The following is a 20,071-nucleotide window of genomic DNA, read 5'->3' as shown; positions in this document are numbered from 1 at the left end:
ACCGGCCATGATTCCTCCCGAGGACCCTTCCATCCGGGACCCGGCTGCAGCGGCGCTCCAGGACGCGAACCAGCAGGCCGCGGAAGCGATTGAAGGGATGAGGCCCCCGGCGGGCTACGTCTACGAGGTGCCGGAGGATGCGTCACGGCTCGACTTCGTGCTGACGCCCGTCCTGCCCGACGGCGCGCCACCGCCGACGGCGGGGCAGGTCGCCGCCGAGGAGGCCGCGCAACGCTATGAGCCGATTCCCTCCCCCCTGGAGGCGCTGCAACAGGAGCAGGCCGCGATGGGTGGGAGCGGACAGCAGACGGGGGATGACGGCACCTCGACGGGCCAGGACACCACGGGTGGAACGACGAACGGTGCGGGTGGTTCGGGTGTGACGGAGCAGGACGTGAGTGGAACCGGCGGCACTGGCACCGGCGGTCAGCAGGATGTGAGCGGGACCTTCGACCAGCAGAGCGTTGGGACGGGTGGCTCGGGCAACGTAGGCACGACCAGCGCAGTGCCCTCCCCTCCCCCCGCGACGCCGGCCTTCATTGGCCGCTCCGAGCCCATTGGCCGGTCCGAGCCCATTGGCCGCTCGGAACCCATCGGCCGCTCCGAGCCCATTGGCACGCCGCCCAGCGTCGCGCCCGTGAACAACCAGATGGGCACCGGCGGCGAGGGAACGCCGAACACGAATCAGCCGACGCCCGCGCAGCAGATGGAACAACTGCGTGAGCGGATGAAGCAGCTCGAAGCCCAGGTCAACGAGCGCGACGCCGACCTCACCGTTCGAAACCAGGCCGTCCAGCTCCAGGTGGACACCTACGGCGACCGCGCGGTCGACGTGGAGCAGGCGCGACAGGACCGGCTGACCCAGATTCAGACCGCCAGTCAGTGGATGCTCGCGGCGGACACGGCGCTGGAACAGGGTGAGCTGGACGTCGTCAATGCGCTCGACATCGCCGACAACGCCTTCGTCGACTTGCGTGACAGCGCGGAGGAGGACGGCCAGGGCACTGTCGTCATCCACGCGGAGCGCCTGCGTGCACTGCTCAATCTCGCCCGTAACTTCGTCAACAACCGCGACGGATACAATGCCCGGCTCGCCCTCCAGGATGCAGGCGTCCAGCTGAGCATCCTCCGCGCCGCCAACCTCGAGCGGCAGGCCACCGGCAACGTCCTGCTCAATCCGTGAACGACGGCGTCGCCCCCACGGGGGGACTCTGCGGATGGGCGATGAGGTAACCCTGCACGAAGTCCACCCCGTGCGCGCGGACCCAGCGCAGCTCCTCGCGCGTCTCGATGCCCTCCGCCACCGTGCGGATGCCCAGCGTCCGCGCAATCTCCAGGAGCTTCTCCACGATGGAGCCCTTGTACGGGTCCAGGTGGACGTCACGCACCAACTCCATGTCCAGCTTGATGATGTCCGGACGCAGCCGGTGGATGAGGTTCAGTGACGAGAAGCCCGCGCCCAGGTCGTCCAGCGCCACCTGGAAGCCCGACTTGCGGTAGAAGTCCACGATGCCGCGCAGATGCTCCGCGTCCGCCGTCTGGTCCGTCTCGATGATTTCGAACACCACCCGCTCCGGCGGAATGCCCGCCGAGTGGATGGCCTCCACCGTGGAGCGAAGACAGAACGTGGCGTCGTAGATGGCCGTGGGCGTGAAGTTGATGAAGAGGTGCGTGTCCAGCCCGTGCTTCACCGCCTGCCGGATGGCCGTGGTACGCGCCGCCAGGTCCAGTTGGAACAGCAGGTCCGCCTCGCGCGCCGTCTGCATCATCCGTCCGGGCGACACCAGCGTCCCGTCCGGCTCCAGGCCTCTCATCAACGCCTCGTGCGCGAAGATGCAGCGGGTGTCCTGCGCATGGACGATGGGCTGGAAATGCGTGGTGAGTCGCTCCTCGGAGAGCAAATCCACCAGCCACCCCGCGCGCGTCCGCGTGACGAGCCGCTGGAGTGAACCCACCCGGGGATAATCACCCAGCCCGGGCTCCGCCGCCCCCGGCATGAACAGCGCCCGAGTGGCCCGCGCCTCCTCCTGCGTGAGCGCGGCCAACAGGTTCGATGCCAGAGGCGACAGCGCCGCCTCCGGCACCCACACCTCGACGCAATGGGCTTCGGCACGCACCTGGACCTCGTGCCGCGCCTCCCGGAGGAAGGACAGCAGCCGGCCCTGGCTGTGCCCCACCGGGCTCCACAGGAACAGACGCCCGGCGCCCTCCGGGATGGGAGGAAGCGTCTGGCACCTGCCGCAGGACCGCGTCGGGGTGTCGCTCATCCAGACAGCCTACTCCGTCGTCTCGCGGAAGATGAGCAGGCCTCGCGAGGAATCCGTCGCGTACACGAATCCGTCGCCCGGCACGTGCACCTTGCTCAGGCCTTCGAGGAACACGACGCCGTGGCCCGCATCCGTCTCCCGCCAGGTGTTGTAGTAACCCACCTGCTGGGGCGAGCCGGGGACGGACACGTCCACGATGCGCAGGCCATCCTGACCATAGGCCATGTAGACCTTCGTCCCGGAGAACGCCACCGAGCGGATGGACACCTCCGGGCGCGTCCGGAACTCACCCGTCCGGGCCACCGTGGCCGGCGCGCTCACGTCCAGCACGCTCAGGTGCGCGCCCCAGTCCTCGCCCGCGTCGAATGCGTAGGCGCGGTCTCCCACCATGCCGACCGCCGTGGCGGCCGACGTGCCGTTGGCGAAGCGGCCCAACAGCTTCGGGCTCGCCGGGGTGGTGACGTCCGAGACGGTCATTCCGAAGGACCAGTTGCTCACGTAGAGCCGGCCGCCCATCGCCGCGACGTGCAGGGGCACCTCCCCCGCCTTGGGCTCCGCGCCCTCGACGAAGTACCGCCTGAGTTGCTTCGGCTCCGCGGGCGTGGAGACGTCGTAGACGTACACCTCCGCGTTGGGCGCGGGCGACGCCGCGTACAGGACGTTTCCGTCCAGCGCGAGGGAGTTCACCTCCACCACGGACTCGGGCACGGAGCGCAGGCGGACAGGTACCGCCGGGTTGGTGATGTCGAACACGGCGATGCCGCTGCGGCGGCTGGCCACATAGAGCGTGTTCCCGTTCACCAGCGCGTCCGTGTAGTAGTCGTTGGACAGCTCGTACTGGCGGACCTGGCGCGGCTGCGAGGGGTCGCTCAGGTCGAAGGTGATGAGGCCCTTGGCCCCCGCCGTCACGTAGGCGTGGCCATGGGCCACCGCGACATTCGTGGCCGTGGCGTCGGTCAGCTTCACCTCGCCGACCAGTTCCACGCCGGACGCCTCCGCTTCACCCGCACGGCGGCCCAGCCGGATGGCCTCGAAGGTGCCCTTCATGTCCGCGGTGCCATTGGCGCAACGCCGGAAGATGCCCGACATCTGCCCGGGCCCGGACGAGGAACACCCGGCGACGGCGAAGCGCATCGTCACGTTGTTGGAGCCCTGAAACTCGCTGGCCAGGAAGAACGACTCCGGGGTGCTCTGCCGCTCCGTGGCGGCGAGACCCATCAGCATCTGGGTGTTGCTGCCCCCTCCCGACAACCGCATGGCGGCCGCGGCTCCTGAACCGTCGTTGAGGTTGATATTGAGGTTCCAGATGCCCTCGGGTTGTACGGCGGAGAGACTTGAAAGCTGGCAGGCCGACAAATCGATGGCCTCGACCTGACACTCCGCCTTGGGAACGGACGGATTGTCATTGCCGCAAGCGGTGGCGAGCGCCAGGGTGCTGGTGAGTGCGAGGAGGCGTTTCATGCCCCCATGCATATCATCCGGCGCCAGCGCCCGACGAAACAGCGCGCTCCCCCGGCCTCCGAGGGAGCGATGCCCACCGCCCGTCAAGTAAACGGAAAGAAATAGTCGGGACGCTTGTATACCGGGACCGCTGGGAGGCAGCCTCCCCAGCAGGTGTAGTCTCGCCGGTACCCCACCCACAGAGGTGCCTTCAGTGAACCCCCGTCCCCTCGCCGCAGCCCTGCTCGTCCTGCTCTTCCCGGGGCTCGCGCTTGCCCAGTTCTACGTCGTGCCCCGAAGACCCGGGAAAACGGCGGTGAACAGCTACGAATTCGAGTGGCGACACACGGACATCCTCGTCGGCCCGGGGGCCACGGGTCTGGCGGAACCTCCCGAGCGGACGGCGCACGAACAACCACCGGAGAGTCCAGGCGGCGCCAACCCGGGCGCGCCCACGACCTCGCCGAACGAGGGCGACACGAAGGCGCCTCCCACCGGTCCGCCTTCGGAGACCACGGGAGGCACGTCCGAGCCCCAATCCCAGACGGGGCTGCCCGACAGCACGCCGGTGGTGCTCGGGGGTGCGACCGACGCGGGCGTGCCGCCTTTGACGACGGGTGAAGACGGGGGCGTCCCGGAGAGTGGCCTGGCGGTCGCCGACGCGGGGACGGCGGATGGCGGCACGCTCGCGGCCGGTGGTACCGACGGCGGCGAGCAGGACGCGGGCGACACCTACCTGATGGCCACCGACGCCGATGACGACGGCGGGACGGTGCTGGGCGGCGGCCAGTCGGTGTTCGCGGGCGCGGACGGTGGGTTCAACTACACCTACGCGAAGTCGCTGGGGGACAAGTCGGGCGGGGTGCGCTTCTACTTCTATGAGCGTGAGCGCATGGTGGCCGAGCGCGCCGCGCCGCTCATCGAGGAGGCCTACCGGTACCTGGTGGACCAGTTCAAGTACGTCCCCACCAAGACGTTCCCGTACATCCTCTACAGCAGCTACCAGGAGTTCCTGCAGACCAACCTCTTCGCCGTGTCCGAGGGCACGCTCGGTCTCACCAGCACCGGCGAGGACCTGAAGCTGACGCTGCCGTACCTGGGCGACCACCGCCTCTTCGAGGAGGTCAGCACCCACGAGTTGGCGCACCAGTTCACCATCCAGAAGGTCCGCACCGTGGCCGAGCAGGCCAAGATGTTCGGCGATCCGCTGCAAGCCATTCCGCTGTGGTTCATCGAAGGCCTCGCCGAGTTCTACGCCAAGCGCGGCATGGACCCGGAAGCGGAGATGCTGGTGCGGGACCTGTTGGTGAACCCGGACCTCTTCAAGGGCTACGCCTTCCTCGACTTCTTCTCCCCCGGGCCCTACGGCTACCTGTGGATCTACAAGGTGGGCCAGGTCCGCGTGTCCTTCCTCGAAGAGGAGTACGGCGCCGGTTTCATCCAGCGCGTGCTGGAGGAGTCGCCGCGGCTGTCGGGTGGCTCGCGCGATTCACCGGCACTCAAGTTCGAGGAGCTGCTGGAGCGGCTCACCGGCGACAACCCCAAGCGCATCTCCGCGCGGTTCGAGAACTGGCTGAAGCGCCGGGCCTTCAAGACGTACCTGGCGTCCGAGCAGTCCGCGCCGGCGCTGGACCTGCTCGACAAGGCGCCCGGCTACACCACCGCCATGGCGTCTTCCCCGTCGGGCAACGTGCTGGGGCTGCGCACCATCGTCCCGGAGACGGGTGAGAGCCGGCTGTACATCATGGATCCGCGCGTGCCGGACAAGACGGTGAAGGTCGCGGGTGACGGCGTGCCGGGCGTGGAGTCGTTGCACCCCATCTCCGGACGCAGCTTCGCGCTGACGAACGACAAGCTGGCCTTCATCGCCGAAATCACCGGGCGCGACGTCATCTACGTGCAGGACTACACGCACAAGTCGGAGCGGCGCGGCGAGGACGTGCTGGTGCGCCGCAACGCCATCCGGACCGGCATCGACCGGGAGGTGGGCCTGGTGGTCGACCTGAGCCTGGGCGGACGCACCGCGTACCGCATCGACCGGCACGGGCTGCTCGCTGCGTACTCGCCGGCCTTCTCGCCTGACGGCCGGTGGGTGGCCTTCATCGGCATCAACGACGCGGGTCTGCGGGACATCTACGCCATCGACCTGCAGGCGGGCCCGGACGCCCCGCCGCTGCAGCTCACCGACGACGTGTTCTCCGAGCGCGAGGTGACGTGGGGTCCCTCGGGCATCATCTTCACGTCGGACGCGACATCCCACCGCCAGTTCAACCTCTTCCGCGTGCGTCCGGACGCGCCCCGGCAGGTGGAGCGCCTCACCAGCGAAGAGCGGGACCACACGGCCCCGGTGGCCCTGGCGGACGGACGCATCTTCTTCACCGCCTTCAACAACAGCAGCTCCGATTTGCACGAGCTGACGAAGGACGGCCGCATCGTGCGGCGCACGGACCTGACGACGGGCGTCTTCGAGCCCGGCCCTGGCCCGGACGGCGGCCTGTGGATGCTGTTCCACGTCTCCGGTGAGCGCCGACCCGCGGTGCTGCGCCCGCCGCGCATGCTGGCGCTGGACGTCCCCGCCGAACCGCCGCCGGAGCCGCCCAACCCGCTGGCGGTGCGGCCTCTCACGGACGCGCAGAACTACGAGCCCTTCACCCGGCAGAACCTGGAGTTCGGTCCCTTCTTCGGCTTCGCGGGCGCGGGCGGCGGCGGCTTCGTGGGCCAGCTCTTCGCGGCGGCCAGTGACCGCATGAAGGACCATCAGTTCCTGCTCACCCTGGCGGTGTACGGCAGCTTCGACCTGACGGACGGCTACCTGCTCTACGTCAACGACAAGTCACGCACGACGTGGGGTGGCGGCATCTTCCAGTCCCTGCGCTTCCGCGTGGACCGCACCTTCGAAGGTGAAGAGGGCGCGCAGAATGCCTTCTTCACGTCGGGTGAGCGCTTCTTCGGCGCGCTCGGCAGCGTGCGCTACCCGCTGAGCACCTTCCTGTTCGTGCAGGGCGACCTGGCCATTGGTGGCACCCGGTACTTCCTGGACGACTACACGGAGTTCGAGCTGTTCTTCCCCGAGCGCAACGCGGCCAACCGGGAGCTGCTGACGGCCTGGAACGCGCGCAACCGCGCCATCCGCTTCCAGACGGAGCTGAGCGGGCAGATTGGCTACGACAGCCTGAAGTACCACTACGCCACCGGCCCGCTGTCGGGCAGCGCGGCCATGCTGGAGACGACGGTGGGCGTGCAGCCCTTCGACAACCAGGCCTACGGCAACGTGCGCGTGGACGCGGAGCGCTACTTCCCCATCTACGGCCGCGCCAACATCTTCATCCGCGGTGGCCTGGGCACCACGCTGGGAGGCCGGTACGCGCGCTCCTACTTCCTGTCTTCGTTCGACACGCTGCGCGGCGTGAACTTCGGCGACATCCAGTGGCTGCTCGGCCGGCACTACGTCTACTCCACGCTGGAGGCGCAGCTGCCGCTCAACGACATCATCCGGGTGGCCTTCCTCAGCGACCTGGAAGCGATTGCCGCCATCGACGCGGGCGGCGTCGGCGAGGGCCGGGATGACTTGTGGAACCACCGCGTGGTGAACGGCGTCGTCGGTTTCAACCTCGCGCTGGGCCCCCTGCTGCTGCGCCTGCACTTCGCCCGGCCGTTCGACGTCGGCGCCGCTGCCGGCCGGCCGGACCCGGGCTGGGTGACGAACTTCTCGCTGGGCATCGCCGGCCTCAATGGCTTCTTCGACCAGGCGAACACCGGGAAGAGCGTCGGCCCATCGCCGACGCCCATGTCCCCGGCCCTGATGCCCTCCGTGGGAGGCGGCTACACCGCGCCGCGCCGCTGAGGCGGCGTCAGGACTGCGCGGCGACGAGGGCGGCGTTGGCGCGAGCCATGGGCCCGCCCTCCATGGGGATGCGCTCGAAGTCGCCGCGCAGCGCCTTGATGGCGAACTTCTCCAGGTCGATTTCCCGGCGGGTGCGCACGCCAAGCACGCGCAGCAGCTCGGACAGGGGGCTGAAGCCGGACACGCTGTGCTGGAGCAGCATGCCCCCCGCCACTGCGGTGAGCCCCCGCCAGCGGCCGCCGGCCCGCCGGTCCAGCAGCAGGCCCAGCAGGCCCAGGGCCGACGTGCCCACGGCGAGGGCGCGGTTGATGTCCCACTCGCGCTCCAGCCGGGCGAGGTAGCGCGTCATCTCCGCGCGGTCCCCCTTCTCCGCCATGTACCGGACGCAGCGCTCCACGTGCTCGTCGATGCGCCGGTTCACCACCAGCGGCGTGTGGACACGGACGGTGTCTGACGACGTCTGGTTCCACGATTCCATATGAGGCCCTCTCTCCCTGACGCGGCGCGCCCCCTCTTCTCTTGAAGCTAGGACCGCCGCCGTCCCCCGTGCACAAGCCCACGCGGGGAAAGGGGCCCCGTTCCGCCCGGCTGCCTGCCCCGCCAGGGGCCCCTTCGCGTCCCATTCCCTCCAAGGTGGGACAAGCAGCCAGGTTGGGTAATCCGTTTCCCTTGCACGCGACGGTGGGTGCCTGCGTGCCCATTCAAGCGTTTGCTCTCCACCAAAAAGGGGCCCTGGAGACGGGCACAACCGTTGCTTTGCGCCGGCGTTGATGACTCCTTCTCGATTGCTGCTGTGCCTGCCGCTGCTGAGCCTGTGGGCCTGTGAAGGAACCCAGGCGGAGCGGCCACCGCTCCTCCAGGACCCTCCGGGCGTGGAGAATCCGCAAACGCCCCCTGGCGAGGAGGAGCCGCCGCCGGAGCAGCCGCCACCAGTGGACCCGCCTCCCATCGACCCGCCGCCGGTGGAGCCGCCGCCGGAACCGCCACCGCCCGTGCCGGAGACGGAGCGGCCCTTTGTGATGCCGCCCGTGCAGACGTCGGTGCCGCAGTACGAGCTCATCATCCCCGAAGAGACGATGCGGATGTTCGAGGCGGACCCTTGGACGCCGGAGCAGGACGGCCTCTTCAAGGCGAACGGGACGACGTACCGCGTGCAGGTGCGCCTGCGGGGCGCTTCCGCGCGCTTCTTCCCGAAGAAGAGCTGGAACGTGAGCTTCGAGGACGGCATGCGTTTCGAGGGGAGAACGTCACTCAACCTCGTGGCCGAGTACGCGGACGCGACGCTGCTGGCGGAGAAGATTGCCTTCGACCTGTTGGAGGCCATGCGCGTCCCCGCGTCAAAGGGCACGCTGGTGCGGCTCAACGTCAACGGCGTGTACCAGGGCGTGTTCCTGGAAATCGAGCAGGTGAACAAGGCCTTCCTGCGGGCGCACGCCTACGCCGACACGGATGGAACCATCTACCGGTGTGGCTGGAAGGACTGCGAATTCAAGATGGTGAAGGTGCCGTACCAGGGTGACTGGGCGAAGAAGACGAACGAGTCCCAGCCGGACGACAAGCTCTGGGAGATGGTGGGCGCCATCAACCACACGCCCGAGCCCCAGTTCGTCAGTGAAATGGAGAAGCGCTTCGAGCTGGAGCACTACCTGCGAGCCATGGTGATGGACGCGCTGATGTCCAACAACTACGTGGAGGACTCGGAGAGCTACTTCATCTACGACCGCGCGGTGGCCAGGTGGTCCTACGTCCCGTGGGACCTCAACAACGTGGACTCGCGCTGGTGGTACCCCATCAGCGTGGAGGACATGAGCCAGAGCACCAGCAACATGCGCCACCCGCTGTTCAGCTTCACCCTCACGGACGCCTGGGTGGCGAAGATGTACGAGCAGCGCAAGCTGGAGACGGCCTCGTACCCCGGCTACCTGCCGGTGTTCTCCAACCTGGCCACCCGCGTGGTGATGAACCCCGTGCTGCGCGAGCGGCTGGAGGCGCGGCTGGTCAAGGCGATGGATGAGCTCTTCACCAACGAGGTGATGGACGCGCACATCGACAAGCTGCACGCGCTCATCGACCCGCACATGCGTGACGACCCCTTCATGGACTACGGCCGCTTCACCGCGGGCCGCGCCTACCTGAAGCGCTACGTGCGCGAGCGCCGCGACTTCATCTTCGATGAGCTGGAACGGCTCGCGCAGCAGCACCCCACGCTGGTGCTGGAAGCCGTCCACCCGCGTGAAGGCTGGGTGGAGGTGGGCAACCGCACCTCGGCGCCCATTTCCCTGGCGGGCATGGTGCTGACGACGCAGCTGCGCATCAGCCTGGCGCAGAGCCCCAGCCACCTGCCCACGCAGGTGCGTGCCCCCATCGGCGCGGTGCTGCCGGAGCTGACGGTGGCCCCGGGGCAGCGCGTCCGCCTCAACGCCGCGCAGCTGGGCATCCAGATGCCTGCCAACGGCGAGATTGGCCTCTTCGACGGGCGCTCCGTGGTGGGCGTGATGGACCTGCTCTTCTACGGCGACCTGGGCGCGGGCAAGCGCTACGAGCGCGGCGCGCGGGGCTGGGAAGTGCGCTGAGCGCGGCGGCGAGCCGCACCTGAGCGCGGCGCTCCTGTCCTCCGGGGGCGCTGCGCTTCAGGGCCGCATGCGGACCTCCAGCGTCCGCTTCGCGCTCAGTCCCCGGTCATCGGTGACGAGAATCTCGTGGGAGCCCACGGACGGCGTCCACCACACGCGCTCATCGGCGCGCGCCGTCCCCAGCAGGGCCCCGTCCACGAACCACGTCAGTGCCCGCTCGTGTGAGGCCTCCGCCTCCAGCGGAACCTCCTGTTGCGAGGCCGGGACACCGGGAATCAGCACGGCCACATGTCCCGGCGCGGGGGAGACAATGGACGGGGCCGCGCGCGCGCCCCCGGGCTCGCAGCCAGGCGCGGCGGCGGGCGGCTCCGGCAGGCGCCGGTGCTGCTCCTCCAGCCAGCGGCGGATGGTGGCCGGCCAGGTCACATACACCCGCGTCTCCGTCTTCCGCCCCGTCCGGCACATGGGCCCCACCGACAGCCCCGTGGCCACGTCCACCTCCACGTGCTGGTGGTACGGGCAGCGCGCGGTGGGCACCGCCGAGCGCCGCGCGTAGACGTGCCTGCGCTGCACGCAGGCGTCCGTCGGCAGGTGACCCGAATAGGCGCAGACCTCCACCACGGCCAGGTCATCGGGCGGATTCACGCTCTCGTCCGGCAGGTTGAGGCCGCGCGGGCCCACGCCTTCCAGGATGTCGAACAGCACCGGCCCCGCCGCGTCAGCGCCCACCAGGTGCACGCTGGGCGTGTGATTGAAATTCCCCAGCCAGACGACAGCCGTGTGCCGGGGCCCCGAGCCCGCCGCCCACGCGTCGCGGTGGCCGAAGCTGGTCCCTGTCTTCCAGTGCACGCGCGCCGGCATGCCCGTCAGCCGACGGCGTGCCGGGAAGTCCGGCCGGTCCCTCAGCGACAGCGCCTGGCGCGTCAGCCAGGCCGCGCCAGGGGACAGCACCTCCACCGGCGCGGCCGCCTTCTCGTCCAACAGAAGCCGCAGCGGCGGCGCGCGTCCATCCCCCGCCAGCGCGACGTAGACACCCGCGAGCTCCAGCGGCGTCAGCTCGATGCCGCCCACCGCCGCGGACAGGCCGTAGTACCCGGGCTCCTGCACCAGGCTGGTGACTCCCGCAGCGTGCAGGGCGCCCAGGAAGCGCTCCACCCCCACGCGCTCCAAGAGCCGCACGAAGGGCATGTTGAGCGACTGGGACAGCGCGTACTCCAGGCGCACCAGACCTTGGAAGCGGCCGTCGAAGTTGCGCGGCGCATAGCCGCCGTAGGCCGTGGGCACGTCCGCCACCAGCTGCTCCGGTCCCACCATTCCCAGGTCGATGCCCATGGCATACAGCAGGGGCTTGAGCGCCGAGCCCGGCGAGCGCGGCGTGGCGAAGCCGATAATCTGCCCGCCGTGCTTCTGGTCGAAGAAGTCGAAGTTGCCCACCAGCGCGAGCACCTCCGCCTGCTGCCGGTCCACCACCACCGCCGTCCCGTTGTAGATGCCTCGCGGCGCCAGCCCCACCGCCGCGTCCCGCATCAACCGCTCCACCATCCGCTGCGTGCCGGCCTCCAGCGTGGTGCGCAGCCGGGCATGCTCCGGCCGCTGCGTGCGCAGCCACACCGCCACGTGTGGCGCCTCACGGGGAAAGGGCTTCAGGTCCGTGGGAACAGACGTGTCGCGCACCTCGCGCAGCACCGTCTCCGCCGACACGCGGGCCGCCTCGGGCCCTCGGGGAAGCGCATCCACGTCCAGCAGCCTTCGCGCCACGCCGTCCCGCGCCGACTTCAACCGGGCCATGTTCTGCGCCGTGGGGTAGCGCCGGTTCGGGTTCTGCGGCACCGCCAGCAGCGTGGCAATCTCCGCGGGGCTCAGGTTCGCCGCCGTGTGGCCGAAGTACGCCAGCGCGGCCGCCTCCACGCCTTCGACGTTGCGCCCGTACGGGACGAACTGGAGATAGGCCGCGAGCACCTCCTGCTTGGACAGCCGCACCTCCAGCTGCATCGCCCGGAAGGACTCGATGACTTTCGACGTGAAGGTGCGGGGCCGCGGCTCCAACACGCGGACCAACTGCATCGTCAAGGTCGAGGCGCCGGACACCCGCCGCCCCGTGGACAGGTTGCGCGTCGCCGCGCGCAGCACCGCCAGCGGGTCCACGCCCGGGTGGTGGAAGAAGCGCTTGTCCTCCAGGGCCAGCAGGGCCTGGACATAGTCCGGGTCCACTCGCTCCAGTTGCGTGGGGATGCGCCAGCGCTCGTCCGGGGCCAGGAAGACGTGGGCCGGCGTGCCGTCCCGGTACTCCATCACCACCGATGCGGGCGCAAAGAGACGGGCCGGCAGGGGCACGCGCCAGGCGGCCACCCACGCGGCTACGGTGAGGACTAGCAACCCCAGGCCGACGGGCAAGAGCTTCCGGGTGATTCGACGGGCACGGCTCATGAGACGGTGAATCCCAGGCATATACTACGCGCAATGAATGCCTTTGAAATCGACGCCATCCTGACGTCCATTCTCGACGACCGGCGGCTGACACCCACCGAGCGGCAGGCGTTGCAGGCCGTCCTGGCGGAGCGGCGGGCAGGCGAGGCCCTGCTCACCCTCTTCCGCTCCCGGGCCTTTGCCCTGGCGCGAGCGTCGATGAAGGACGCGCGCTCCCGGGAGGTCATCTCCTGGCTGGAGGAGACGGTGCAGGCGCTGCACGCGCCCGAGCCCGGGCCGACGTCGCGCATGGAGGCGCACTTCTCTCCGGGCGAGGGCCCGCTCAACGCCATCGTCCAGCAAATCCAGTCGGCACGCGGCTCCATCGACGTCTGCGTCTTCACCGTGACGGATGACCGCATCACCCGCGCGCTGCTGGACGCCCACCGGCGCGGGGTGCGGGTGCGAATCGTGAGTGACGATGACAAGGCCATGGACCCGGGCTCCGACATGGAGCGGCTGGGGGACGCCGGCATCCCCATCCGCCTGGACAGGACGTCCGCGCACATGCACCACAAGTTCGCCGTGTTCGACCGGCTGCGGCTGGTGACGGGCAGCTACAACTGGACGCGCTCGGCCGCCGAGTACAACCACGAGAACGTCCTGGTATCCGACGACGCGCGGCTGGTGCAGCCCTTCAGCCGCGCGTTCGACGCGCTGTGGGAGACGCTCGACTAGGAGCGTCTCCCCGCGCCGCGCGCTACAGCAGGTTGTCCTTCCACGGCCCGGACACCTGAATCGTCCGGCCCGGCTCACGCGCCCACAGGCGCGGGTCATACATGGCCTCCGCCTCCGCCGACGGCAGGGTGAAGGCACCCGCCGTCACCGCGCGCACCGCGTAGACGACCTTCTTCGACTCGCGAGGCCCCAGGCTGCCGAAGACCTCCATCCGGTCATCGCGGATGTTCACGTAGTCCGCGGACCACAGCGACGCCGGGTCCACCCAGTCGGTGGAGCCACCCCGGCCCAGGCGCGCGTTCTCGATTTCCCAGCCCGCCGGCAGCCGGTCCACCAGGGCGATGTTCTGCACGCGCTCGCCCGTCGTGTTGCGAATCTCCAGCTCCACGTAGACGAGGTCCGCCAACGCCACCGGGGTCTGCCCCATGGCCAGCACCGTGCCGTCCAGCTTGCGCCAGGTGCGCGTGAGCGCCAGGCCCTCGCCGCCCGTACGGGGCTTGCTGTCCGAGCGCACGCCCTCGCTGCTGAGCACGAGGTACAGCCGGCCCTCGTCCTTGGACGTCACCTCCAGCTGAAGGCCCTGCCGCTCGCTGGCGCGGGCCAGGGCCCACGTCCGGTCCGACGAACGCACCGTCTTGTCCTGCACCGGCGTCATGACCTTTCCGTCCGCCTTGAGCACCGGCGCGGAGAACTGGGTAGACGTCCCTTGCAGCCGCTTGCCCAGGCCGGTGATGCCCCACACCAACTCCTGCGTCGTGTACCAGCCGCTGGAGTGCCCCTGGAGCGATTCAGCCACCATGCGCGCCAGCGGCTCACCCGCCGCGTCCTTGCCGAACAAGTCCTGGAAGGTGCTGAGCATGAAGCCACGACGGCGCCGGTCGGAATAGAAGGACCAGTCGTTCTTCCGCTCCCCGGTGACGGGCGACAGGTCGGGGTTGCGCAGCTCCTTCTCGTAGCGCCGGTCGCCCGCCAGCCACAGCGAGGCCTTGAGCATGTAGTCACGCTCCTGCTCCTCGCCCGTGAGCGCCTTCTGCTTCGCCCGCTCCGCCAGCGCGTCCACCAGCTTCTGCACACGCGCCTTGCGGCCCTTGCCGGCCACGGAGAGGACGTAGTGCATGTAGGCCTCCGCGCTGTCCGTGTACATGTCGTCGCGGCTCTGGCGGCTCTCAAACTTGTTCAGCTCGGTGGACATCCACGTGAGCGCGTCGTTCAGCCGGTCCTGCGGCACGGGGTACTTCAGCTTCTGCGCGTCCAGCAGCATGTGCGCGGCATACGCCGAGCCCCAGCCCACCGGCTCCGTGGCGCCCGGCCAGTAGCCGAAGCCACCCGACGGCGTCTGCATGGCCAGGATGCGGTTGATGCCCGACAGCACCATGTCGCCCACGGTCCCGCCCTGGGTCAGCGTGGGGTCCACGTCGTTCACCAGCTCGGACACGTACAGCAACGGACGGGTGGCGGACGTCGTCTGCTCCACGCAGCCGTAGGGGTAGCGCGCCAGGTACGCGAGGTGCTGCAGCGAGCGCGCGTACGGATTGGCCGTCACCCACAGCGTGGAGCGCTCCGTCGTGGGCACCCAGCCCTGGAGGTACTGCGAGACGTCCGTCGTCCCCTGCGCCAGCTCAATCTGCTGCACCAGGCGCTCGCGCGGGCCCGCCGGAGACAGCGGCACGTCCAGCGACTCACTCGAGGTGTAGCCGCCGCCCTCCACCGTCACCGACAGCCGCGCCGCGCCCACCGCCTGCACCGCGCGGGCCTGGAAGACGAAGGTGTGGGACTTGCCGTCCGCCACCCGCGCCGTGCCCTCGCTCTTGCCCAGCAGCTGAAGCGGCGAAGTGGCCGCCGCGGGCATCACCAGCCCCGGCACCGGCAGTGACTCCGCGTTGAGCGTCACCTTCACGTCCTGCGCCTTGCCGGACAGGTTGGTGACGAAGACGGGCACCTGGATTTCGTCGTGCTGCGTGAGGAAGCGTGGCAACGTCGTCTGGAGCACCAGCGGGTCGCGCACCAACACCTGCGCGCTGGCGCGGCCAATGCGCTGCGGGCCCGCCGTCACCGCCATCACCCGCACCGCGCCGCGGTACTGGGGCAGCTTGAAGGGCACCCGCAGCTTGCCGTTGGCCGGCACCGGCAGCAGGCCGCTCCACAGCGCCACCGGCTTGACGGGCTGCACGCGGCCGTCCGCGCCGCCCTCGCCGTCACCACCCGTGGAGCGGGACGCGCCGCCCGGTGGCACCAGCAGCGTCCAGCCCAGCGTCTCGAAGGTCTCCACGCCCAGCGCCCGCCGGGAGAAGAGCTGCTTCTGCGGGTCCGGGCTCTGGAAGCGCGTGAGGGAGAGGATGCCCTCATCCACCACCGCGATGGTGGCGAAGGTGGGGCCTTCCTGCGGGCCCAGCTCCAGGTCCACCGTGAGGGTGTCGTTGGAGCGAACTTCCTTGGGCACGTTCATCGTCACCGACTGCGTGTACTCCACCGGCTCCAGCGTGACGCTGCCCACGCCGAAGGCGCGGTCGGGCATGAAGGCCTCGGCGGACTCCAGGTGCGGGTCCTTCACCAGGAAGGCGCTCACGTACACGTTGGGCGCGAAGGCGGACGGCGTGAAGCTCCACGTCACCTCGCCGGGCTCCACCGCCACCCAGTCGGAGGCGAGCACGCGGTCCGTCTCCGCGGTGAAGAGCATGCGGCCCTTGTAGGGCGACTTCAGCTTCACGGTGATGGCCTGCCCCACCCGCCCCTTCGCCGGCAGCGCCAGGTCCAGCGACGTGGGCTTGAGCGGGCGAGGCGTCTGGTCCACGCGCGAGCCTTCACCCCACCAGTAGTAGCGGCCCTCCCCTTCCAGCTCCAGGTCCGTCTGGGCCCCACCCGAGCGCACGCGCACGATGTAGCCCGCGGAGTCCGCGCCCGGCGTCACGTCCAGCGAGAAGCGGCCGTCCTTCACCGCCACCGTGGAGCGGCCCTCGCGCACCGGGCGCAGGTAGCGCTGGTAACGCTCGTAGCCTTCGTTCTCGTCGTAGAAGGAGCCGTACTCCTCCTCCAGGCGCAGGAACTCCACGTCCACCGTCTTGGGCGTCTTGTCCGAGGCGGCCAGCAGCTTGCCGTCCCAATCCACCACCACGCCCTTCACCGTGAAGGGCTTGCCGGCCTTCACCTTGCCCGTGCTGCCCTGGAGGCCCACGTAGTACGCCTCCGGGTGCACCGGCACCGTCACGCTGCCCTGGGTGGAGCGGCCGCTGCCCGACTCGAAGACGCTGGCCAGCGCGCTCAGCGCCCCGGCGCCCCGCAGGGCTCCCATGGCGCCCTGGGCCGGGCAACGAAGGACGGCCTGTCCCTTCGCGTCCAGCGTGCCCTGCACCTGGCCCAGCGTGACGGGGCGGGGCTCGCTGCCGTCCTGGCGCCACAGCCCGTAGGCGTACTGCGCGTTCTCCTTCGGCTTGAAGGCGGACGGAATCAGCCGGCACGTCAGCTCCACCGGGCTGCCCTCCGCCGAGCCGCCGAAGAGGTACGCGGCCTCCACGCCCACCGGGACTTCCTCGCCCTGGAGGTAGCCGGCCTGCTCCGTGCGCGCCTCCACCTTCATGCGCTCCGGGACGAACTCCTCCACGCTGACGGAGTAGATTGCCACTTCGCGGTCCGCCACATTCAGCACCACGCGGTAGCTGCCCGTGTCCTGGAATGATTCGAAGGGCAGGTCCAGCGTCACCAGGCCCGCCTCGTTCGTCTTCAGCGACACCTTCTTCAGCTCGCGCTCGCGCGGGTCCACCACCACCAACTCCACCGGCAAGCCCGCCGGCGGCGCCTTGTCGTCCTGGCCCCGCAGCACCGCGGCGATGTGCGCCGTATCACCTGGGCGGTAAACACCCCGGTCCGACCACACCGACGCGCGGTAGGCCTTCGCCGAACGGTAGGACTCGCCATGTACGTCCGCGTTGGCAATCTCCGTCTTCAGCTCGCTGTACTTGAGGTACGTCAGCTCCTCGCCGTCACGGGCGATGAGCGCGAAGGGCACGCTGTCGTCGACGCCGGGCGCGGGCACCTGGAGCCGGCAACCATCCGCCGCCACCGTGGTGCAGCGGGCCACCGACTCGCCGCTCTTCTTCACCAGGGAGACCTCCACGCCCGACAGCGGCTCGGTACTCTCGATGCCCAGCGCCCACACCCAGACCTCACCGGCGCCGTTGGAACCCGGCGCGGCCTCACCGCGCTTGGCCACCAGGCTCAGGTTGGTGAGGAGGATGCGGCTCGCCGCCACGTGGTGGTTCTGCTTCGCGGTGATTTCCACCAGGCCCTTCGTGTTCGAGGGCACCAGGTTGGCCACGTCCACGTAGGTGGTCGCCAGCATGTCGGGGGGCGACTTGAGCGCCAGCGTTCGCTTCGCCACCACGTTGGAGGTGCGCTCATCCGCGCGCTCGCGGTAGTCCTCGCTCATCCAGAAGACGAGGTTCTCCGGCGGCACGTTGCGGACGGTGAGCTCCACCGAGTCCAGGTTGAGGTGCTGGAGCGGCAGGTTGCGCCACGCGCTGCGCGGCAGGTAGCGGCCGGTGGTCGCGAAGGACAGCTGCGGCGAGCGCGCGGGGACGGCGAAGGCGTCCTCGTAGGTTGCCAGCAACATGCCGCCGCCCACCGAGGTCGTGCCCGCGTCGATGCGCAGCGCGTAGGAGCCGCGCTTGAAGTCACCGAAGATGCGGAAGCCGCGGCGCGACGGCGCGACGGAGACCTTGACGGCGGGCGTCAGGTGGATGGCCTCCGCGGCGACGCCGTCATCCAGCGTGCAGCCCTTGTTGCGGTGGTCCCAGTAGTACGGGTCATACCCTTCCGTCTCGCGCGGGGAGGGCGGCTCGGCGCCGTCCACGTCCCGGCAGCTCACCTCGATGTAGAAGCCCGTGGTGCCCTGCTCCACCGAGGCGCGGGTGATGTCCATTCGCTTGCCGGCGCGGAGCTCGAACGCGCTGCGCGCGGCGGGGGCCGTCGCCTTCGCCTGCGACGCGGCGGGCAGTCCCGCCTGGAGGCTGAAGTCGACCGTGCGGCCCTGCTTGAGCAACCCGCCGCTCAGCTGCGCGCTGACGACGTTGCGCGTAGCGGGCAGGGTGCGCCACTTCACATCACCCACGGCCTGCCCACCCACCCGGAAGCCCGCCCGCGAGCGCACCGCGGCGATGTCCACGGGACCGGAGAAGACGACCTCCACCTCCACGCGGCCCTTCACCGTGTCGAGCTGACGCGGCACCATCCGGACGAACTGGAAGGGCGGCGTGGTGAACGTGTGCGACCAGTCCCCTGCCGCGGCCGGCTTCACCACGCCCGAGTCCAACCCCACCGACGACACCGAAACGGCGTACTTCGTGTCGAAGGCGAAGCCCGCGCCCGACGGCTTGAAGGTCAGCGTGGACGGGGAGGACCAGGAGAGGCTGCCTGGCACATCCGGAGTGATGGTCACGACGGTGTCCTTCAACACCGAGCCATCGTTGGGGCGCACTTCCCGCGGGAACTCGATGACGATGTCCTGCGGCAGCACGTCGCTGGTGGAGACCGCGCGGACGACGGGCGTCAGCAACTCGGGCGCGGGGGGCGTCGGCGCCTGCGCCACGGCCGTCCCCGCGTCCGCCGGCTGCGCGGCGACGGGCGACTGGGGCTGCGGCGCGGGCGGCTCGGTGGACTCCTGTTCCTTCTTGCAGCCTGCGAGCGTGGCGCTCACCAACATGGCCGCGAGGAGCCAACGCGAGCGTTTCGCCCACGATGGCCGCTGCGTGACGACGGACTGCGAACCCATGATTCCTCCAGAAGATGACGCGTGTTCTTCACACGGCGTGCCGGACGAGGACACGCCGAGGAAGAGAGGGCTGTGGTCAGGCGCCCGCGGCTCTGACGCGTCCCCCGCGCGTCAGCGGACCCGCAGGGTGTCCAGGGAGCCACACCGTCCGTGGCTCCTGGGCGCCTGCGAAGGCTTTCGAGGCCCACAGGCTAGCGGAGTCCGCGACGCGGCGGGACCTCCATCCGCAGTCCTCGAGCTGCGAGAAACCGCTAAGGTGCCCCGCGCATGGTGCTGCCTGTCCGATTCGTCCTCATGCGCCCCCGCAACGCGGAAAACCTGGGCGCCGCCGCCCGGGCATTGAAGAACTGCGGCCTCTCCGACTGGGTCTGGGTCCGCCCGGAGGTGGAGGATTTGGAGCCAGCGCGAAGGCTCGCCGTCCACGCCGGGGACGTGCTGGACGCGGCACGGCGCGCGGACACGCTGGAAGAGGCCGTGGCGGACTGTGTCTGGGTGGTGGGGACCAGTTCGCGCAAGGTCGAAGGCAAGCGCCGGCTCCCCCCGCGCGCGGTGGGCGAGGAGCTGGTGGCCCGGGCGCCCCAAGGGCCCGTGGCGCTCGTCTTCGGTGACGAGCGCAGTGGACTCACCAACGCGGAGGTGGAGCGCGTGCACGACCTGTCCGCCGTGCCGACTGCGCCCGAACAGCCCTCCATCAACCTGGCGCAGGCCGTGCTGCTGTACGCCTACGAGGTCCGCGTGGCGATGCTGGAGGCCGCCGCCACGCCGCCCGGCCCGCTGCCCGCGGCGGCCACGGACGCGGAGCTCGCCCAGGTGGAGTCCACGCTGGAATCCGTCCTCACGACGGGAGGCTTCCTCGTGGACGCCCAGCCGGGCCGCACGGCGGTGCGGGACTTGTTCGCACCACTGCGGCGCTCACGGTTGACGCGGAAGGAAGCCCGCTTGTGGCTGGCCGCGCTGCACAGCCTCCGCAAGCGTCAGCCCGCGCCCTAGACGGAGCGCGGCTTCTGGGGCATCCCCGTCCCCCTCCCCACGCCAATCC

Annotated in this window: 10 protein-coding genes; 5 read left to right on the top strand and 5 right to left on the bottom strand. The window is 69.8% G+C overall.

Annotation, left to right across the window (positions count from 1 at the left end):
* Positions 1–7: 7 nt before the first annotated feature.
* The gene (locus F8M74_RS30705; RefSeq protein WP_228560005.1) at positions 8–1,183 is read left to right on the top strand and encodes a hypothetical protein; all 1,176 of its coding nucleotides are present in this window, start codon (positions 8–10) and stop codon (positions 1,181–1,183) included.
* On the opposite strand, the gene F8M74_RS30700 is transcribed toward F8M74_RS30705, so the two are convergent.
* Positions 1,173–2,267 (bottom strand): EAL domain-containing protein, encoded by a 1,095-nt coding sequence (locus F8M74_RS30700; protein ID WP_141256619.1) that lies wholly within the window; start codon positions 2,265–2,267, stop codon positions 1,173–1,175. The two genes, F8M74_RS30705 and F8M74_RS30700, sit on opposite strands and share 11 nt — an antisense overlap.
* Before the next feature lie 9 nt (positions 2,268–2,276).
* A complete protein-coding gene (locus tag F8M74_RS30695; protein ID WP_228560003.1) occupies positions 2,277–3,728 on the bottom strand; it encodes an LVIVD repeat-containing protein in 1,452 nt (483 codons plus the stop codon).
* 193 nt (positions 3,729–3,921) lie between these two features.
* Between F8M74_RS30695 and F8M74_RS30690 the strand changes: the two genes are divergently transcribed.
* Positions 3,922–7,551, top strand: a complete 3,630-nt coding sequence (locus F8M74_RS30690; RefSeq protein ID WP_228560001.1) for a tolB protein precursor protein — start codon at positions 3,922–3,924, stop codon at positions 7,549–7,551.
* A gap of 7 nt (positions 7,552–7,558) precedes the next feature.
* On the opposite strand, the gene F8M74_RS30685 is transcribed toward F8M74_RS30690, so the two are convergent.
* A complete protein-coding gene (locus F8M74_RS30685; RefSeq protein WP_171410402.1) occupies positions 7,559–8,029 on the bottom strand; it encodes a hypothetical protein in 471 nt (156 codons plus the stop codon).
* 292 nt (positions 8,030–8,321) lie between these two features.
* On the opposite strand from F8M74_RS30685, the gene F8M74_RS30680 reads away from it, so the two are divergent.
* Positions 8,322–10,124: a CotH kinase family protein gene (locus F8M74_RS30680; RefSeq protein WP_228559999.1), complete on the top strand. Its 1,803-nt coding sequence runs from the start codon at positions 8,322–8,324 to the stop codon at positions 10,122–10,124.
* Positions 10,125–10,181: 57 nt separating this feature from the next.
* On the opposite strand, the gene pbpC is transcribed toward F8M74_RS30680, so the two are convergent.
* Positions 10,182–12,551 (bottom strand): penicillin-binding protein 1C, encoded by a 2,370-nt coding sequence (pbpC, locus tag F8M74_RS30675; protein ID WP_171410401.1) that lies wholly within the window; start codon positions 12,549–12,551, stop codon positions 10,182–10,184.
* A 33-nt stretch (positions 12,552–12,584) separates the two neighbouring features.
* Between pbpC and F8M74_RS30670 the strand changes: the two genes are divergently transcribed.
* Positions 12,585–13,268 carry a phospholipase D-like domain-containing protein gene (locus F8M74_RS30670; protein ID WP_141256624.1) on the top strand — a complete coding sequence of 228 codons (684 nt, stop codon included), beginning with the start codon at positions 12,585–12,587 and terminating at the stop codon, positions 13,266–13,268.
* 22 nt (positions 13,269–13,290) lie between these two features.
* Here F8M74_RS30670 and F8M74_RS30665 read toward each other — a convergent pair whose 3' ends face one another.
* Positions 13,291–19,032, bottom strand: coding sequence for an alpha-2-macroglobulin (locus F8M74_RS30665; protein ID WP_141279682.1), 5,742 nt, complete (start codon positions 19,030–19,032; stop codon positions 13,291–13,293).
* Positions 19,033–19,299: 267 nt separating this feature from the next.
* Between F8M74_RS30665 and F8M74_RS30660 the strand changes: the two genes are divergently transcribed.
* Positions 19,300–20,022, top strand: coding sequence for an RNA methyltransferase (locus F8M74_RS30660; RefSeq protein WP_011552491.1), 723 nt, complete (start codon positions 19,300–19,302; stop codon positions 20,020–20,022).
* Positions 20,023–20,071: the final 49 nt, after the last annotated feature.

Origin of the sequence: Myxococcus sp. CA023 (assembly GCF_010998615.1) — a bacterium.
Taxonomy (GTDB): domain Bacteria; phylum Myxococcota; class Myxococcia; order Myxococcales; family Myxococcaceae; genus Myxococcus.
This window is presented reverse-complemented; position numbering and strand designations above follow the sequence as displayed.